General features: G+C 71.8%; 12 protein-coding genes. 5 read left to right on the forward strand and 7 right to left on the reverse strand.

Going from position 1 to position 14663, the window contains the following annotated elements; translation table 11 throughout:
- Nucleotides 1–12 precede the first annotated feature (12 nt).
- Entirely contained in the window at nucleotides 13–1353 is a 1341-nt protein-coding gene (locus tag ACIRB1_RS04375) for a beta-1,3-glucanase family protein (RefSeq protein ID WP_403464514.1), read from the reverse strand.
- Between the two features lie 270 nt (nucleotides 1354–1623).
- On the opposite strand from ACIRB1_RS04375, the gene ACIRB1_RS04380 reads away from it, so the two are divergent.
- Nucleotides 1624–2433 (forward strand): thioesterase family protein, encoded by an 810-nt coding sequence (locus ACIRB1_RS04380; protein WP_403464515.1) that lies wholly within the window; start codon nucleotides 1624–1626, stop codon nucleotides 2431–2433.
- Nucleotides 2434–2448: 15 nt separating this feature from the next.
- On the opposite strand, the gene ACIRB1_RS04385 is transcribed toward ACIRB1_RS04380, so the two are convergent.
- From ACIRB1_RS04385 to ACIRB1_RS04405, 5 genes are all read right to left on the reverse strand, one after another.
- The gene (locus tag ACIRB1_RS04385) at nucleotides 2449–3159 is read right to left on the reverse strand and encodes a TetR family transcriptional regulator (RefSeq protein WP_352177562.1); all 711 of its coding nucleotides are present in this window, start codon (nucleotides 3157–3159) and stop codon (nucleotides 2449–2451) included.
- 137 nt (nucleotides 3160–3296) lie between these two features.
- Nucleotides 3297–4022 carry a class I SAM-dependent methyltransferase gene (locus tag ACIRB1_RS04390; RefSeq protein ID WP_352177563.1) on the reverse strand — a complete coding sequence of 242 codons (726 nt, stop codon included), beginning with the start codon at nucleotides 4020–4022 and terminating at the stop codon, nucleotides 3297–3299.
- Nucleotides 4023–4185: 163 nt separating this feature from the next.
- Nucleotides 4186–6687: a SpoIIE family protein phosphatase gene (locus ACIRB1_RS04395; protein WP_403464516.1), complete on the reverse strand. Its 2502-nt coding sequence runs from the start codon at nucleotides 6685–6687 to the stop codon at nucleotides 4186–4188.
- A 138-nt stretch (nucleotides 6688–6825) separates the two neighbouring features.
- Complete coding sequence (locus ACIRB1_RS04400) at nucleotides 6826–9249, reverse strand: MFS transporter (RefSeq protein ID WP_403464517.1); 2424 nt, start codon at nucleotides 9247–9249, stop codon at nucleotides 6826–6828.
- A 183-nt stretch (nucleotides 9250–9432) separates the two neighbouring features.
- Nucleotides 9433–9876 (reverse strand): SRPBCC family protein, encoded by a 444-nt coding sequence (locus tag ACIRB1_RS04405; protein ID WP_352177566.1) that lies wholly within the window; start codon nucleotides 9874–9876, stop codon nucleotides 9433–9435.
- A gap of 168 nt (nucleotides 9877–10044) precedes the next feature.
- On the opposite strand from ACIRB1_RS04405, the gene ACIRB1_RS04410 reads away from it, so the two are divergent.
- The 4 genes from ACIRB1_RS04410 to ACIRB1_RS04425 all read left to right on the forward strand — a co-directional run bounded on the left by ACIRB1_RS04410 (nucleotide 10045) and on the right by ACIRB1_RS04425 (nucleotide 13874).
- Nucleotides 10045–11091, forward strand: a complete 1047-nt coding sequence (locus tag ACIRB1_RS04410) for an Rv2578c family radical SAM protein (RefSeq protein ID WP_403464518.1) — start codon at nucleotides 10045–10047, stop codon at nucleotides 11089–11091.
- 147 nt (nucleotides 11092–11238) lie between these two features.
- Entirely contained in the window at nucleotides 11239–12822 is a 1584-nt protein-coding gene (locus ACIRB1_RS04415) for an alpha/beta hydrolase (protein ID WP_403464519.1), read from the forward strand.
- A 69-nt stretch (nucleotides 12823–12891) separates the two neighbouring features.
- The gene (locus ACIRB1_RS04420) at nucleotides 12892–13290 is read left to right on the forward strand and encodes a RidA family protein (RefSeq protein ID WP_403464520.1); all 399 of its coding nucleotides are present in this window, start codon (nucleotides 12892–12894) and stop codon (nucleotides 13288–13290) included.
- A 41-nt stretch (nucleotides 13291–13331) separates the two neighbouring features.
- Nucleotides 13332–13874 carry a GNAT family N-acetyltransferase gene (locus ACIRB1_RS04425; RefSeq protein ID WP_403464521.1) on the forward strand — a complete coding sequence of 181 codons (543 nt, stop codon included), beginning with the start codon at nucleotides 13332–13334 and terminating at the stop codon, nucleotides 13872–13874.
- Nucleotides 13875–14024: 150 nt separating this feature from the next.
- Here the strand turns inward: ACIRB1_RS04425 and ACIRB1_RS04430 are convergent, their stop codons facing one another.
- Complete coding sequence (locus ACIRB1_RS04430; protein WP_403464522.1) at nucleotides 14025–14600, reverse strand: adenylosuccinate lyase; 576 nt, start codon at nucleotides 14598–14600, stop codon at nucleotides 14025–14027.
- Nucleotides 14601–14663 lie beyond the last annotated feature (63 nt).

Genomic DNA, 14663 nt, shown 5'->3' on the forward strand with positions numbered 1-14663 from the left:
GTGCTTGCGTGCCTACCAGCCGACGGCGACCAGGAGCCACTGCGGGTCGGCGTGCGAGATGAACGAGGACTGGCCCGCGACATCGTCGTAGGGGAAGCCGTAGGCAAGCTGGTTGATGGCGTTGTCGTGCCAGAACTTGGCGTAGTAGTTGGCGGGGGCCGCCTTGTAGAACTGCGCCGGGTCGGACTGCTGCGAGGCCGGCAGGGTGGCCACATGGCGGTTGAGGGCCGCGCACATGGTGGGGTCGCCGGCCAGCGAGCCCGCGCACCCGAAGATGTCGGAGGTCGCCGCGTTCACACCCACCGACTGGGCGTAGGACGTGAAGTAGCCGGCGTTGGCGCCGCCCGCGCGGAAGCTCGGGTCGCTGCCGGGCGCGATGATCCGGTACGGCGCCTGGGTCTGGGCCAGCACCTTGAACTGGCTCGGCACCGCGTCGGTGAACCGCTGGAAGGTGGTCGCGCGGTCCTCGGCGAAGGTCGCCCGGTTCTCGCCGACCTCGGTGTCGTACCCGTCCTTGCTGTGCAGGCGCATGGCGAGCTTGAGGCCGAAGGCGTCGACGCGGGTGGTGTTGCCGTTGAAGACGTTGCCGCCGACCGTGAACTCGATGAAGTCGTAGTAGGAGCTGGTGGGCGACCCCAGGTAGAAGTACATGCGGCCCGCGGAGTTGGCGGGCATGTCGAGGTACGGCTGCTCGGCGATGGAGTGCGTCTGCCCGTTGAAGCTCCAGTAGACCTGGCTGTCGGGGTACTTGCCGTTGGTGCGGTTGAGGATCTTCACCTCGACGGCGTTGTGGGCCGCCGGGATGTCACTGGTGCTGCCCCAGAAGTCGTCGGGCGGGGTGGTGCTGCCGGGGCCGTAGACCTGGAACTCCCAGAGGGAGTAGCCGTAGGGGGTGGCGCGGGCGGTGCCGTAGACGCGGACATAGCGGCCGCTGCCGGTGACGGTGAGGTTCTGGGTGCCGCCGGTGGCGGTCGTGGTGGAGTAGACGGTGGTCCAGTTGGTGGCGTCGGTGGAGGTCTGGATCTGGTAGCCGGTGGCGTACGCGGCCTCCCAGTTCAGCGAGACGCGGGAGATCTGCTGGACCGAGCCGAGGTCGACGCGCAGCCACTGCGGGTCGGCGAAGGCGGAGGACCAGCGGGTGCCGGTGTCGCCGTCGACGGCCGCGCTCGCGGGGAAGGCCCCGCTCTCGGTCGAGGACGCGGCGGCGGGCCGTCCCTGGGACAGGAGTTGGTCGGCGGCCCGGGCGGGCGTGGGGCTCAGGGCGGCGAAGCAGGCGAGGATCAGGACGACGACGAGACCGAGGGCGGTACGCGGGCGTACGGCTCCGGTCGGAGGTCTGGCGGACAGCTGCATGGGGGGTCTCCTCAGCGGGGTCGGGAGCGCTCTCCCCGGGTTGTAGTCCCGCCCCTGCCCGCCGTCAACAACTGAAGCCGAATCAGCGGCAGTTCGGCACTGCCGACCCCCACGGCGGAGCATCCGTTCAGGACCCGACCGCAAGCCCGCCCCCGACTCGCCGTGTTCCTCCATCACTTGACGCGTCCGGTATGGACCTTTCCGCACGGTGGCAGAGTGGTCACCGGAACACCGCGCACACGGCGAGAACAGCCTTGGGAGAGAAGTCCGTTGAACCCCGGAACCCCGGTCCCCGACAGCTACTACGAGCGCATCGACGAGCACCGCTACAAGCCCACGGCCCACGCGGGCGGCGCCTGGGACCCGGACGAGCTGCACTTCAGTCCGCTCGGCGGGCTCGTCGTCCACGCCATCGAGCGCCAGGTGGCGGCGCGGCGGCCGGGCGAAGGGCTGGTGATGGCGCGGGTCGGCTACGACATCCTGGGCCGGCTCGCCCTCGACGAGTGCGAGATCCGGGTGGACGTCGTCCGGCCCGGCCGCACGATCGAACTGGTCGAGGCCGTGGTCCTGGTCGCCGGCCGGCCGGTGGTCCGGGCCCGCGCCTGGTTCCTCGCCGCGGCCGACACCTCCGCCGTCGCGGGCGGCAGCGGCGAACTCCTCACCCGTCCTGAGGAGCTGGCGCCCTGGGAGATGAGCGCGCTGTGGCCCGGCGGCTACATCGCCTCCCTGGACGTACGGCCGCTCGCACCGCCCCGGCCGGGCCGTACGACCGCCTGGGTCTCCACCCGGCACGCCCTGGTCGCCGGTGAGCCCACCAGCCCGCTCGCCTCCTATCTCGCACTCGTCGACACCGCGAACGGCATCGCCGTACGGCAGCCGCCGACCGCGTGGATCTACCCGAACGTCGACCTCACCGTGCACCTGCACCGCCAACCCGAGGGCGACTGGACCGGGCTGGACACGACGGTCACCTTCGGGCCCACCGGGCAGGGCCTGACCAGCACCGTGCTGCACGACGTCCACGGCCCGGTCGGGCACGCGCTCCAGATCCTCACGGTGCGGCCCGCGCCGCCCCGTTGAGCGTGCGCGGGCCCCTCAGCCCGCGACGGGGAGCGCTTCCCAGGCCGTCTCGGGGTCGAGGGGCAGGTCGGGCCTGGACCGCTTGAACTCGGCGGCCAGGGCCTCGACGTCCGGGAGTTCGGCGACGGACGCGGCGAAACCGCGGAACAGCGTCGAGCAGTACTCCCCCGACAGGAACGCGGCGTCCCAGCTGCCGTCCGGCCGCACCCACTGGTAGGTGTGGTTGTGCAGATTGAGGAACTGGCGGGTGGCCAGGCGCGGTTCGACCGCACGCAGGGTGCCCGCCTCGACCGCCTCCGTGAGCAGGCCGGTGATCAGCAGCTCGAAGTCGGCGCGTTGGCGCAGCACCGTCTCCAACTCGGCACCGCCGAGGCTGCGGTAGTCGTGCTCGTAGACCCAGACGTGGTCGAGCCTGCGGAAGATCATCGTCAGCAGCGACTCGGACAGCAGGCGCAGCCGCAGCAGCGCTGTCTCGTCGAGAGCCGCGATCTCCCGGGCGCGGGCCAGCAGCGGGTCGAGCACCCGGGACTGGATCTCGATGAGCAGGTTCTCCTTGGAGCCGATGTAGTAGTACAGGGCGCCCTTGGCGAGCCCGACCGCGCGGCCCAGGTCGTTGATGGAGGTCGCCGCGTAGCCCTGCCGCGCGAAGAGGGAGGCGGCGGTGTCAATGATCTTCTGGCGTCTGACCTCGAAGCCCGGCCCATGACCACCCGGCGGTCGTGGCATGTCTGTTCCCCCTGACGGTGACGGCGTGCGGGCCGTCCCGGACCCGCGCGGACGCCGGATGGTGGCACGCCCAGGGCATCGCACCACACCGGCACGGGCTCCGCGCAAGGGGACCCGCGCCGGGAGGTGTGCGGCCCTCAGCTCGCGCGGCCCGCGATGTGCCACTTGGACGGCAGTTCGATGCGGGCACCGTCGGCCCTGAACTCGGTGGTGAGCAGCGGGAGTTCGCCGCTCGCCAGGATGGTGAGACCGGCCGCGCGCAGATACTCGGGCACCGCCGCGTCGGCGACCTCGCCGGGCGCGATGCCGTGGCGGAAGACCGGGGCGAGTTTCGGCGGCGGTCCCGCCGGGTCCTGGGCCAGTGCGCCGAGGACCGGGCGGGCGGCCTCGGCGAGTTCGACGAGGAAGACATGGCCGCGCTCTCCCACCAGCGTGGCGACTCCGTCGACCAGCGGCTGCCGGTCGTCGGGGTCGGCCTGGTGCAGGACGCCCCTCATGTAGACGTTGGCGTCCCCGAGTTCGGCGTGCAGCGCCTCGACGTCGGTCTTGTCGGTGGCGTCCAGCACCCGGTACGTGGCCTGTCCGGCCGGGTCGGCCTGCCGGGCGTGGTCGACGGCGGCGGCGGACAGGTCGGCGCCGACGACATGGGTGAACCGGTCGGCGAGGAAGCGGGTCTGGGTGCCGTTGCCGCAGCCCAGGTCGATCATCTGAAGACCGGGGTCGCGCAACTTCGGTTCGAACAGGGCGAGATGGAGCCCTACGGTCTGTGCCGGGGCCGCGTCCCAGAAGACGGCCCCCTGTCCGTCGGGCGCCTCGCGCCAGAAACCCTCCCAGGCCTCCCGGTACCGACTCGACACGCTCATGCCCAACTCCCCAGGATGCGAGGCCGTTCCGCCATAAGTGACGGGCCAGTACGGTCTATCGCGCCCCGGTCCCGCTCACAAGCACACGGCGCATACCTTCACCGCTCATTCGATCCGTGTACGCCGGTGTGCGCCCCGTACACGCCCCCGGGTCACCTGCGATTCAGCGGCGGGGCAGGGTGAGTTCGAACCAGACGGTCTTGCCCGTGGCCGTACGGCTGGCGCCCCATTCGCGGGCGAGGACACCGACGACGTGCAGGCCGCGGCCGAACTCGGCGTCGGGGCCGGCGGCGAGCAGGGACGGCAGGGTGGGGTCGTCGTCGTCCACCTCGCACAGCAGGGTGTCGCCGCGCACCAGACGCAGCGTGATCCCCCGGCCGCGGGAGTGCCGTACGGCGTTGGTGACCAGTTCGCCCGCCAACAGGGCGGCGGTGTCGGCGAGTCGGCCGAGGCCCCACTCGTGGAGCTGTTCGCCGACCGCCGCGCGGGCGCGGGCCGCCTCGACCGGGTCGAGGGTGAGCCGCCACTCGGCGACGTCGTCCGGCTCGATGCCGTTGAGGCGGGCCATCAGGAGCGCGACGTCGTCCTTGCGGCCGCCGCGGGTGTTGAGGGAGCGGATGATCGTGTCGCAGGCGTCGTCCATGGAGGCGGCCGGATGCGCGGCCGACTCGGACAGGGTCGCGAGTCCTACGCCGATGTCCTCGCCGCGCACCTCGACGAGGCCGTCGGTGCACATCACGAGCCGGTCGCCGGGCTCCACCCGGACGCTGATCGCCTCGAAGGGCACCCCGCCGACGCCGATGGGCGCACCCGTGGGCAGGTCGAGCAGTTCGCTGCGGCCGTCCCCGGCGTGCACGATCACCGGCGGGATGTGGCCCGCGTTGGCGAGGTGGAGTTCGCCGGCGATCGGGTCGTAGACGACGTAGAGGCAGGTCGCGAGGTACGAGTCGCCGAGGCGCTGGGCCAGGTCGTCGAGGTTGCGCAGGAGTTGGGCGGGCGGGAGGTCCAGGGCGGCCATGGTCTGTACGGCGGTGCGCAACTGGCCCATCATCGCCGCCGAGTTGAGGCCGTGGCCCATGACGTCGCCGACGACGAGCGCGGTGCGGGCGCCGGGGAGTTTCACCGAGTCGAACCAGTCGCCGCCGACCCGGCCGAGCAGGGTGCCCGGCAGATAGCGGGTGGCGATGTCGCAGCCCGCCATGCGCGGCGGGATGTGCGGCAGCATGCTGTCCTGGAGGGTCTCGGCGACGGACTCCTGGTAGGTGTACATGCGCGCGTTGTCGAGCACCAGGCCCGCGCGGGCGGCGAGTTCGGCGCCGGTGACGCGGTCCATGTCGTTGAACTCGACGCGCTCCGGGTGGCGCAGCAGGATCATGAAGCCGAGGACGACGTTGCGGGCCTTGAGCGGGACGACGAGCATGGAGCGGCCGGTGATCAGCGGCCTGATGTCGCGCTTCTCGAACTGCGAGGCGATCATGTGCCCCATCTGCTCGCTGATGCGCGGCACGAGGACGGGGTCGCCGCTGGTCATGCACTGGAAGAACGGGGTGTGCGCCGGGAACGGCATGGCCTCGCCGACGGGGACGACGTCGTCCCAGCGGCCGGGTTCGTCGGTGTGTTCCAGGGCGACCCGGTGCCACATGGTGGTGGTGTCGGGCACGCCGTCCGGGAACCCTTCGCCGGCGACGACCTGTTCTCGGAGGTAAGTGCCCGCGACGTCCGTGAACTTGGGGACGACGGCCTTGCTGACCTCGATGATGGTCTGGGCGAGGTCGAGCGAGGTGCCGATGCGTCCGCTGACCTCGTTCAGGAACTCCAACCGGTCGCGTACGGCGGCGTATTCGAGGTCCTCGCCCTCGTCGGCGACGTCCTCAGGGAGCGGATGTCCCTCGGCGGCGGCGAGGGCGGCGCGCTCGCGGCGGGCCCTGCGCTCGGCGCGGCGGGCGACGCCCCAGTCCGGGGTCACCGGAACCCGTTCGTTCTGGCTGAACTCCAGCACGGGGTAGCCGAGTTCGAGGACCTGCCCGACGATGCGGGCGCTCTCGCCGACGCTCATGCTGGGCAGGATCTCGGGGAGCCTGCGGGCGAGTTCGTCGGCGCCGGGGAAGTCCGTGTGCAGGGCGAAGCCGGGGGCGACGCGCTCGAAGGCGCCGTCCGTGCCGGGGAGGTCCTGGCGCAGGCCGCCCGCGTCGGCGGCGAGCACGAGGAGCCGTTCCTGTCCGGGGCCGACCAGGGGGTAGGCCCACCACAGGACGTCCACGCGGCCCCTCCCCCACTCTTCGGGCGGTTGGACCCCCATCTCGCTTGGCTCGGGCACGGTGAGGCGGGCGCGGCCCGCGGCAGGGTAGGACAGATGTCCGTCGAGGGAGGACTCCAGGTCGGGCCCGAGGCCGTCGTAGGAGGCGAACACGCCCTGGGGGCCGGTGTCCTCGTCGTCGGGCAGCGCGCCGGAGACGGGGAGCAGGTCGACGGCGGCCTGGCCGATGGCCTCTTCCCTGGTGACGCCGAAGAGGCGCCGGGCGCCTCGGCTCCAGTGGGAGACGAGGCCGGCGCGGTCGACCAGGATCACGGCCAGCGGGACGCGGCCCGCCGCGGTGTGTTCCAGCACCACGTCGTCCCCGGCCCCGCGGCCGGGAGGTGTCTCCCGCTCAGTGCCACGGTCCATGGCCCAGGCCCTCTCTCCCCACGGCTCCGGAAGATCTGTGCCGCCACCGACCACGCTACGGGGGCGGCCGGTGGCGATGTGTGGCATTCCCGGAATTGGTTCCGACCCGTCGCACCGGCGCGCGCCCCCGCGCGGTGCTCAGTCCTCGTGGCCGAGCTGGAGATCGCGCTCGGTGCGTCCCCCGCCCGCCACTTGGAGCACGGTGGCCACGGGCGGGTACCCGGCGGCGATCACCGTGTACTCGCCGGAGGACAGGTCGACGAAGCGGAACGTGCCGTCCGGGCCCGTGGTGAGGGTGTCGACGACGTTGCCCGCCGCGTCGAGGAGCGTCACGCGCGCGTCCTCGACGGGCCGCCCGCCGCTCGCCCTGACGGTGCCGCGCAGCACGGCACCGCCGGCGAGCTCGACGTCCTGGCGGGTCTCCCGGGACGCCTGGACGCTGACGGGGAGCGCGGCCGGGCGGAACGCGGGCGCGCTGGCCGCGAGGGTGTACTCGCCGGCCACCAGCTCGCTGATGACATAGCCCCCTTCGCGCCCGCTGCGGGTGCTGGCGACGACCTCGCCGTGCACGTTGGTGAGCGTCACGGCGGCCTCCCGCACCGGGGTGCCGTCCGCGGTCAGCACGCTCCCGGCGAGGCGTCCGGCGCCGCCGAGGACGACGTCGAGCTCGACGGGCCGCTCGCCGACGGTCACGGACACCGCCTGCGGCTGGTGCCCGCCGGCCGCCGCGATCAGGACGTAGGACCCGGAGCCGGGCGTCGACAGCGCGTACCGCCCGTCCGCGCCGCTGGCGCCGCGCCCGATCTGCTGTCCCGAGACGTCGATGAGGGTCAGCGCGGCCCGGGGCACGACGGTCCCGTCGGGGTGCTGCACCGTGCCGCAGACGGGGATTCCGGCGGCGTAAGACGAGCGGAGCGAGATGGGGGTCCCCCCGGCCGAAGGCTGGGGGAGGGCCTGCGGGATCGGGGAGTTGAGGGGCGCGGCCTCGGAGGTCTCGGCGGGGGCGTTGTGGGACACCAGGGGTTTCTCCTTGAGGAAGATCGCGATGAGCAGGCCGAGGGCGAGCACCGGCACCAGGTAGAGGAAGATCCGCGGCATGGCGTCGGCGTACGCCTGGATGTAGCCGTCGCGCAGGGCGGGGGGCAGCGTGTGGACGAGCTGCGGGGTGATGGACTCGGGGTCGGGCAGGCCGCTGCCCGCGGGGATGCGGACGCGCAGCGCGTCGGTGAGCCGGTCGGCGAACAGGGTGCCGAAGATGGCGGCGCCGACGCTGCCGCCGATCTGCCGGAAGTAGTTGTTGGCGCTGGTGGCGGTGCCGAGGTCGGCGGGCCGTACGGAGTTCTGCACGGCGAGGACCAGGACGGGCATCACCATGCCGATGCCGGCGCCGAGGACGGCCATCCAGATGCTGTATTGCAGCCGGGAGGTGTCGACCTCCAGCCGGGAGAGCAGCCACATGCCGAGGGTGGCGAGGGCGCTGCCGAGGACGGGGTAGATCTTGTAGCGGCCGGTGTGGCTGATGAGTTGACCGGAGATGATGGACGCGCCGACGATGCCGCCCATCATCGGCAGCATCAGCAGTCCCGACTCGGTGGCGCTGGCCCCGTCGACCATCTGGAGGAAGGTCGGCAGATAGCTGGCCGCCCCGAACAGCGCGACGCCGATCACCAGGCCCACGAGGGCGGTGATGTTGAAGACGGCGTCCTTGAACAGCCGTAGCGGGATGAGGGGTTCGGGCGCGAAGCGCTCGGCGACGAGGAAGAGGGACGCGGCGGCCACCGCCCCCGCGCCCAGCCCGAGGATGACGCGCGAGCCCCACGCGTACTCGGTCCCGCCCCAACTGGTCAGCAGCACCAGGCAGGTGGAGGCGGCGGCGAGCAGCGGCGCGCCGAGGAAGTCGAGGCGCGCCTTGACGGTGGGCTTCGGCAGTCTGAGGACGACCGTCACGACGGCGAACGTGACCACGCCGAACGGCACGTTGATGTAGAAGCACCACCTCCAGGAGAGGTGGTCCGTGAAGTAGCCGCCGAGCAACGGGCCCGCCACGGAGGCGAGTCCGAAGGTGGCGCCGATCAGGCCCATGAACCGGCCGCGTTCCCGGGGCGGCACGATGTCCGCGATGATCGCCTGTACGCCGATCATGAGTCCGCCGGCGCCGATGCCCTGCACCGCGCGGAACGCGATGAGCTGGTCCATCGACTGGGCGCGGCCGGAGAGCGCGGAGCCGATGACGAAGACACCGATCGCGAACTGGAACACGCTCTTGCGGCCGACGAGGTCGCCGAGTTTGCCGTAGACCGGCAGGCCGACCGTGGAGGTGAGGAGGTAGGCGGTGATCGCCCAGGACATCTTGTCCAGGCCGTGCAGTTCGCCGACGATCTTCGGGAGCGCGGTGGCGACGATCATCTGGTCGAGGGCGGCCAGCAGCAGCGCGAGCATCAGGCCGAGGAACACCAACCGCACGCGGCGCGGGCCGAGTTCGGCCTTCTCGACGGGGACGGGGACCGGTGTCTCCGGGGGCGCCGGGACCCGCTCGTCCTGCACCAGAGTCGTCCCGCCCACGTACCGCTCCCCTCGTCGCGCCTGCCGCACAATTCCCGCTTTAGGCGACAACTGCGAGCAAGCGTGACGAGTTACGGCGTACGCCCGGCTCGAACGGAGATCCACTCGAACCGGTGAGGGGCGAGCGCGGGCGTCAACACGCCCTGGGGAGCCGGACTTTGAGGCCCGCCCCGCTTGATCGGCCTACTTCTCGACCTCGGCGGCGAGCCGGGCGAGGACCAGGTCGTAGATCCGGCCGAGGCCCTTGGGGGCGAAGGTCCGCTCGAAGAAGCCGCCGATGCCGCCGGCGCCGTTCCACGTGCTGGTCACGACGACGCGGGAGTTGCCCTCGCCGGCCGGGGTGACCCGCCAGGTGGTGACCATGGTGGAGTTGCGGTCCTTCTCGACCAGCTCGCCGTCGGTCGGCTCGGTGACCTCCAGGAGGCAGTCGCGGACGCGCTTGCTGGTGGCCTGGAGCTTCCAGTGGACGAGGGTGCCCTCGCCGTCGCCGCCCTCGCGCACCTCGTACTCGCTGAACTGCTCGGGCAGCACCTTCGCGCGCGTGCCGCTGTAGTCGGCGAGGGCGTCGAAGACCGCCTCCGCGTCGGCTGCGACGACCCGCTCGGTAGTCGCCTCGACCTGCGCCATCGGTTTCCTCCAGGACATGAGTTCTCGGGGTCGGGGCAAGCCAACCACCCCCGCCCACGGCCGCCCAAATCGGGGTGCCCCAGGGCGACGGGAGGGATCGGAAATGCCCCTTGCACAGAAATTCGAACAAGTGTTTCACTCGGGTGGCAGGCCTACTGAGGAGGCGACATGCGCTGGGAGAACCTCACCGCGGAGTCCGGCGGCCACAGCCGGGCGGCCGATGCCGCGCTGTTCGGCGCGGACGCCGTGGTCAGCCGTACCTTCGACACACCCGAGTTCCGCGGGATCACCTTCCACGAGGTGCGGGCCCGCTCGATCATCAACCGGGTGCCGGGGGCCTCCCGCATGCCCTTCGAGTGGACGGTCAACCCGTACCGGGGCTGCTCGCACGCGTGCGTCTACTGCTTCGCCCGCAAGACCCACAGCTATCTCGACCTCGACACCGGCCTCGGCTTCGACTCGCAGATCGTGGTCAAGGTGAACGCGCCGGAGCTGCTGCGCCGCCAGCTCGGCTCACGGCGCTGGCTCGGCGACCACATCGCGATGGGCACGAACGTCGACTGCTACCAGCGCGCGGAGGGCCGCTACCGGCTGATGCCGGGCATCCTGGGCGCCCTGCGCGACCACGCGAACCCCTTCTCGATCCTGACGAAGGGCACGCTGATCCTGCGCGACCTGGACCTCCTGGTGCAGGCCTCCGAGGTCACCGACGTCGGCATCTCGGTCTCCGTCGGCTTCACCGACCCCGCGCTGTGGCGCACGGTGGAGCCCGGGACGCCCTCCCCGGAGCGGCGCCTCGACGTCGTACGGACGCTGACCGAGCACGGCATCGGGGTCGGGGTGCTGATGGCCCCGGTGATCCCCTTCCTGAGCGACCACCCGGCCCAACTGCGCGCCACGGTAAGGGCGATAGCGGCCTCCGGGGCGACCTCGGTGACGCCCCTGGTGCTGCATCTGCGGCCCGGTGCCCGCGAGTGGTTCATGGCCTGGCTCGGGCAGCACCACCCGCATCTGGTGCGGCGGTACGAGCGGCTGTACGCGGAGGGGTCGTACGCCCCGAAGTGGTACCAGCGCCGGATCACCCGTCAGGTCCACGACCTGGCGCAGGAGTACGGCATCGGTCCCGCGCGCGCGGGGATGCCGCGCCGGATCACCGAGCCGGCGGAGGCGCCCGCTCCGCCGGTGTCCGAGCCGACGCAGCTGACGCTGATCTGAGCGCGTCGGGCTCGGAGCGTTCGAGGGCATCCGGCGGCCCAATCGGGTCAAGTATCGGCGGAACAGGTTCCTCCGGGTGCGCACTCCGGGACGATGCGGCGGGGACCGTGGACTCACGGCCCTCTCCCCTCCGTCCTGGGAGGACGTATGAGAAAACGCGCAGCCGTACTGTGCGGTGCCGCCGTCGTCGTGGCCGGGACGGTCACCGCTCTGCCCGCCGACGCGAGCACCGCGCGCCCCGCCACGCCGACCGTGCAGCCGGCGAAGCCGACCTGGAAGAAGTGCGCCACCACCGACTATCCGACGCTCCAGTGCTCCAGCGTCCAGGTGCCCCTCGACCACGCGAACCCGCACGGGAAGCAGATCACGCTCGCCCTGTCCCGCGTCCCGCACACCGCGAAGACCTACCAGGGCCCGCTGCTGGTCAACCCCGGCGGCCCCGGCGGCAGCGGACTGACCCTCGCGGGCTTCGTCGCGTCCTCGCTGCCCAAGGCGGTGGCATCCCAGTACGACGTCATCGGCTTCGACCCGCGCGGCGTCGGCAGGAGCACCCCCGCCCTCGACTGCGAGCCGGGCTACTTCAACCCGGTGCGGCCCGACTCCGTCCCCAGCACCCCGGCGCTGGAGAAGGCCAACCTCGCGCGAGTGAAGGCCTACACGGCCGCCTGCGGCAAGAAGTACGCGAAGCTGCTGCCGTACATCGACACGGTCAGCGCCGTACGCGACATGGACTCGATCCGGGCCGCGCTCGGCGCGCGGAAGATCAACTACTTCGGCTACTCGTACGGCACCTACCTGGGCGCCGTGTACGCCAAGCTCTACCCGGAGCGTGTGCGCCGCCTGGTCCTGGACTCCATCGTCGATCCCACCGGGGTCTGGTACGACGACAACCTCGGGCAGGACTACGCGTTCAACGACCGCCACCAGGCGCTCATGGCGTGGATCGCCAAGTACGACTCGACGTACAAGCTCGGCACCGACCCGGCCAGGATCGAGGCCAAGTGGTACGCGATGCGGGCCGCCCTGGCCAAGAAGCCGGCCGACGGCAAGGTGGGCGCCTCCGAGCTGGAGGACACCTTCATCCCGGGCGGGTACTACAACGGCTACTGGCCGTATCTCGCCGAGGCGTTCGCGGCCTACGTGAACCACAAGAACGCCGATCCGCTGGTCGAGGCGTACGAGAACTACGCCGCGATCGACGCCTCCGGGGACAACGGGTACAGCGTCTACACGTCGGTGCAGTGCCGTGACGCGTCCTGGCCGCGCGACTGGAACCGGTGGCGCAGGGACAACTGGGCGGCCTACGACAAAGCGCCGTTCATGGTCTGGAACAACGCCTGGTACAACGCGCCGTGCGCGTTCTGGCCGACCAGAACGAAGGAACCGGTCAACATCGCCAACGGCAAGCTCCCGCCGGTGCTGCTGTTCCAGGCGACGAACGACGCGGCCACTCCGTACGAGGGCGGCGCCACGGTCCACCGGATGCTGGCCGGTTCGAGCCTCGTGGTCGAGGAGGGCGGCGGGAACCACGGCATCACGCTGAGCGGGAACGCCTGCCTGGACAGGTACCTGTCGACGTATCTGAGCGACGGCAAGGTGCCGCGCGGTGGCCACGAGGCCGACGCGGTGTGCCAGAAGACGCCCGACCCGAAACCGCTGACCTCGGCCAAGTCGGCGACCAGCACGGCGCATGGTTCGACCCTGCACGGCCTGCTCGGCTTCCGCGGCTGAGACCGGCCCGGCAGCCTCCCTCCGGGGGCGGGAATCCTCGTTGTCAGACCCGTGGTCCACCATGGACGCATGAGTGATCTGACGAGGATTCCCGCCCCCGACGGCGTCGCCCCGGCGACGGCCTACACACACGTCGTCATGGGCACCGGCCGCCTCGTCGCGATCTCCGGGCAGCTCGCCCTGGACGAGGCCGGAAAGCTCGTCGGCGCGGACGACGCGGCGGCCCAGGCCCGCCAGGTCTTCGAGAACCTCCGCCGCTGCCTCGCCTCGGCGGGGGCCGGCTTCGACGACGTGGTCAAACTGACCTACTACGTCACGGACATGGCCCACATGCCGGCCATCCGCACGGCCCGCGCGGTCCACATACCCGACGACCGGCTCCCCGCCGCGTCGGCGGTGCAGGTCGCCGCGCTGGTGCGACCGGAGTTCCTGATGGAGATCGAGGCTTTCGCGGTGATCGCCGAATAATCGGAGGCGGGCTCGGCCGACACCTCCCTAGGGTGCCGCCCATGAGCGACACCGAGCCCGTGCGCATCCGCCCGATGACCCTCGCCGACTGCGACCGGGTCTCCGAAATCCGCGTCCTGGGCTGGCAGTTCGCGTACCGGGGCCTCATGCCGCAGCCCTTCCTGGACGCCCTCAGCGCGAGCGCCGACACCGAGCGCCGCCGGGCCCGTTTCATGGAGGGCGACGGCAGCGTCCTGAACCTCGTCGCCTCGGTGGGCGACGAGATCGTCGGCTGGGCCGCGCTCGGCCCGTACCGCGACGACGAACTCCGCGCCGGGGACGCCGAGTTGTACGCGATCTACCTCGACCCGAAGCACGTGGGCACCGGCGCCGGGCGGGCCCTGATGCGGGAGGGGCTGCGGCGGTGCGCGGCCCTCGGCCACGACCGCGTCTACCTCTGGGTCGTCCGGGGCAACGCCCGCGCCCGCCGCTTCTACGAGCGCGCGGGGTTCTGGGCGGACGACGCGGAGGAGCCGTACGAGGTGGCGGGGGTGTCGGTCCCTGAGCTGCGGTACGTCAGGGAGTTGAGGGGGTTGGGAGGGTGAGGGGGTGGGGGGCGAGGGGGGCGAGGGGGGGGTGAAAGGGCGTTACTGCCGACCACCCGCGAACCCGGATCACCGAAGCCTCCGCGCCGGTCGCCACCCACCTCACCCCACCCCACCCCAGCGCGCCCCCCTAACCCCGACCCCGCCAGCTCACCGCTGCCGCGGAATCCTCCCCAACGCGTTCACCGCCGCCTCCGCCAGCGCCGGATGGGCCAGCGCGTCGTTCAGCACCGGTCGTGCGCGCGGGTCGGCCAGTTCGCCGAGGCCCTCCACGCAGGCGAGGGCCACGCGGCGGTACGGGTCGTGCGGGCGCAGACGGCGCTGGAGCGTGGTGATGAGGGCGGGGACGGACTCGGGGGCGCGGAGGTCGGCCAGGAGGCGGACCGGGTGCAGGGCGTAGGCGACGCGGAGTTCGTTGGTGGCGAGGGCGGCCGCGGCGCGGGCGGTGCGGGGGTCGTCGAGGCGGGCCAGGGCGTACGCGGCGGAGGCGCAGCGCTGTGGGTCACGGTGGTTGAGGAGGAGCACCAGGGACTCGAAGGCACGCCGGTCGCCCGCGAGGCCGAGCCGGAACGCGGCCAGCTCCCTCGCCCAGAGCGGATGACCGGGGGCGGTGAGGACCTCCGCCAGTTCGTCGAGGTCGTCGGTGGCCACGAGACGCTCGTACGGCACCGCCCCTCCCGACTCCCGCCGTAAGCGCTCCGTGAGTGATCGCAACTCTTCGTCCATGAAACCGAGCCTATGGGTGGCGTCGGGCACCCGGGACCCAGATCTTCAACTCGGGGGCTGGCG

It is taken from the genome of Streptomyces sp. NPDC096013 (assembly GCF_044763565.1).
GTDB lineage: Bacteria > Actinomycetota > Actinomycetes > Streptomycetales > Streptomycetaceae > Streptomyces.

Bases quoted from the DNA above. Each gene is read 5' to 3' on its own strand.
- ACIRB1_RS04375 (WP_403464514.1), bottom strand. From the start codon at position 1,353: ATGCAGCTGTCCGCCAGACCTCCGACCGGAGCCGTACGCCCGCGTACC.
- ACIRB1_RS04385 (WP_352177562.1), bottom strand. From the start codon at position 3,159: ATGCCACGACCGCCGGGTGGTCATGGGCCGGGCTTCGAGGTCAGACGC.
- ACIRB1_RS04390 (WP_352177563.1), bottom strand. From the start codon at position 4,022: ATGAGCGTGTCGAGTCGGTACCGGGAGGCCTGGGAGGGTTTCTGGCGC.
- ACIRB1_RS04395 (WP_403464516.1), bottom strand. From the start codon at position 6,687: ATGGACCGTGGCACTGAGCGGGAGACACCTCCCGGCCGCGGGGCCGGG.
- ACIRB1_RS04405 (WP_352177566.1), bottom strand. From the start codon at position 9,876: ATGGCGCAGGTCGAGGCGACTACCGAGCGGGTCGTCGCAGCCGACGCG.
- ACIRB1_RS04410 (WP_403464518.1), top strand. From the start codon at position 10,045: ATGCGCTGGGAGAACCTCACCGCGGAGTCCGGCGGCCACAGCCGGGCG.
- ACIRB1_RS04415 (WP_403464519.1), top strand. From the start codon at position 11,239: ATGAGAAAACGCGCAGCCGTACTGTGCGGTGCCGCCGTCGTCGTGGCC.
- ACIRB1_RS04420 (WP_403464520.1), top strand. From the start codon at position 12,892: ATGAGTGATCTGACGAGGATTCCCGCCCCCGACGGCGTCGCCCCGGCG.
- ACIRB1_RS04425 (WP_403464521.1), top strand. From the start codon at position 13,332: ATGAGCGACACCGAGCCCGTGCGCATCCGCCCGATGACCCTCGCCGAC.
- ACIRB1_RS04430 (WP_403464522.1), bottom strand. From the start codon at position 14,600: ATGGACGAAGAGTTGCGATCACTCACGGAGCGCTTACGGCGGGAGTCG.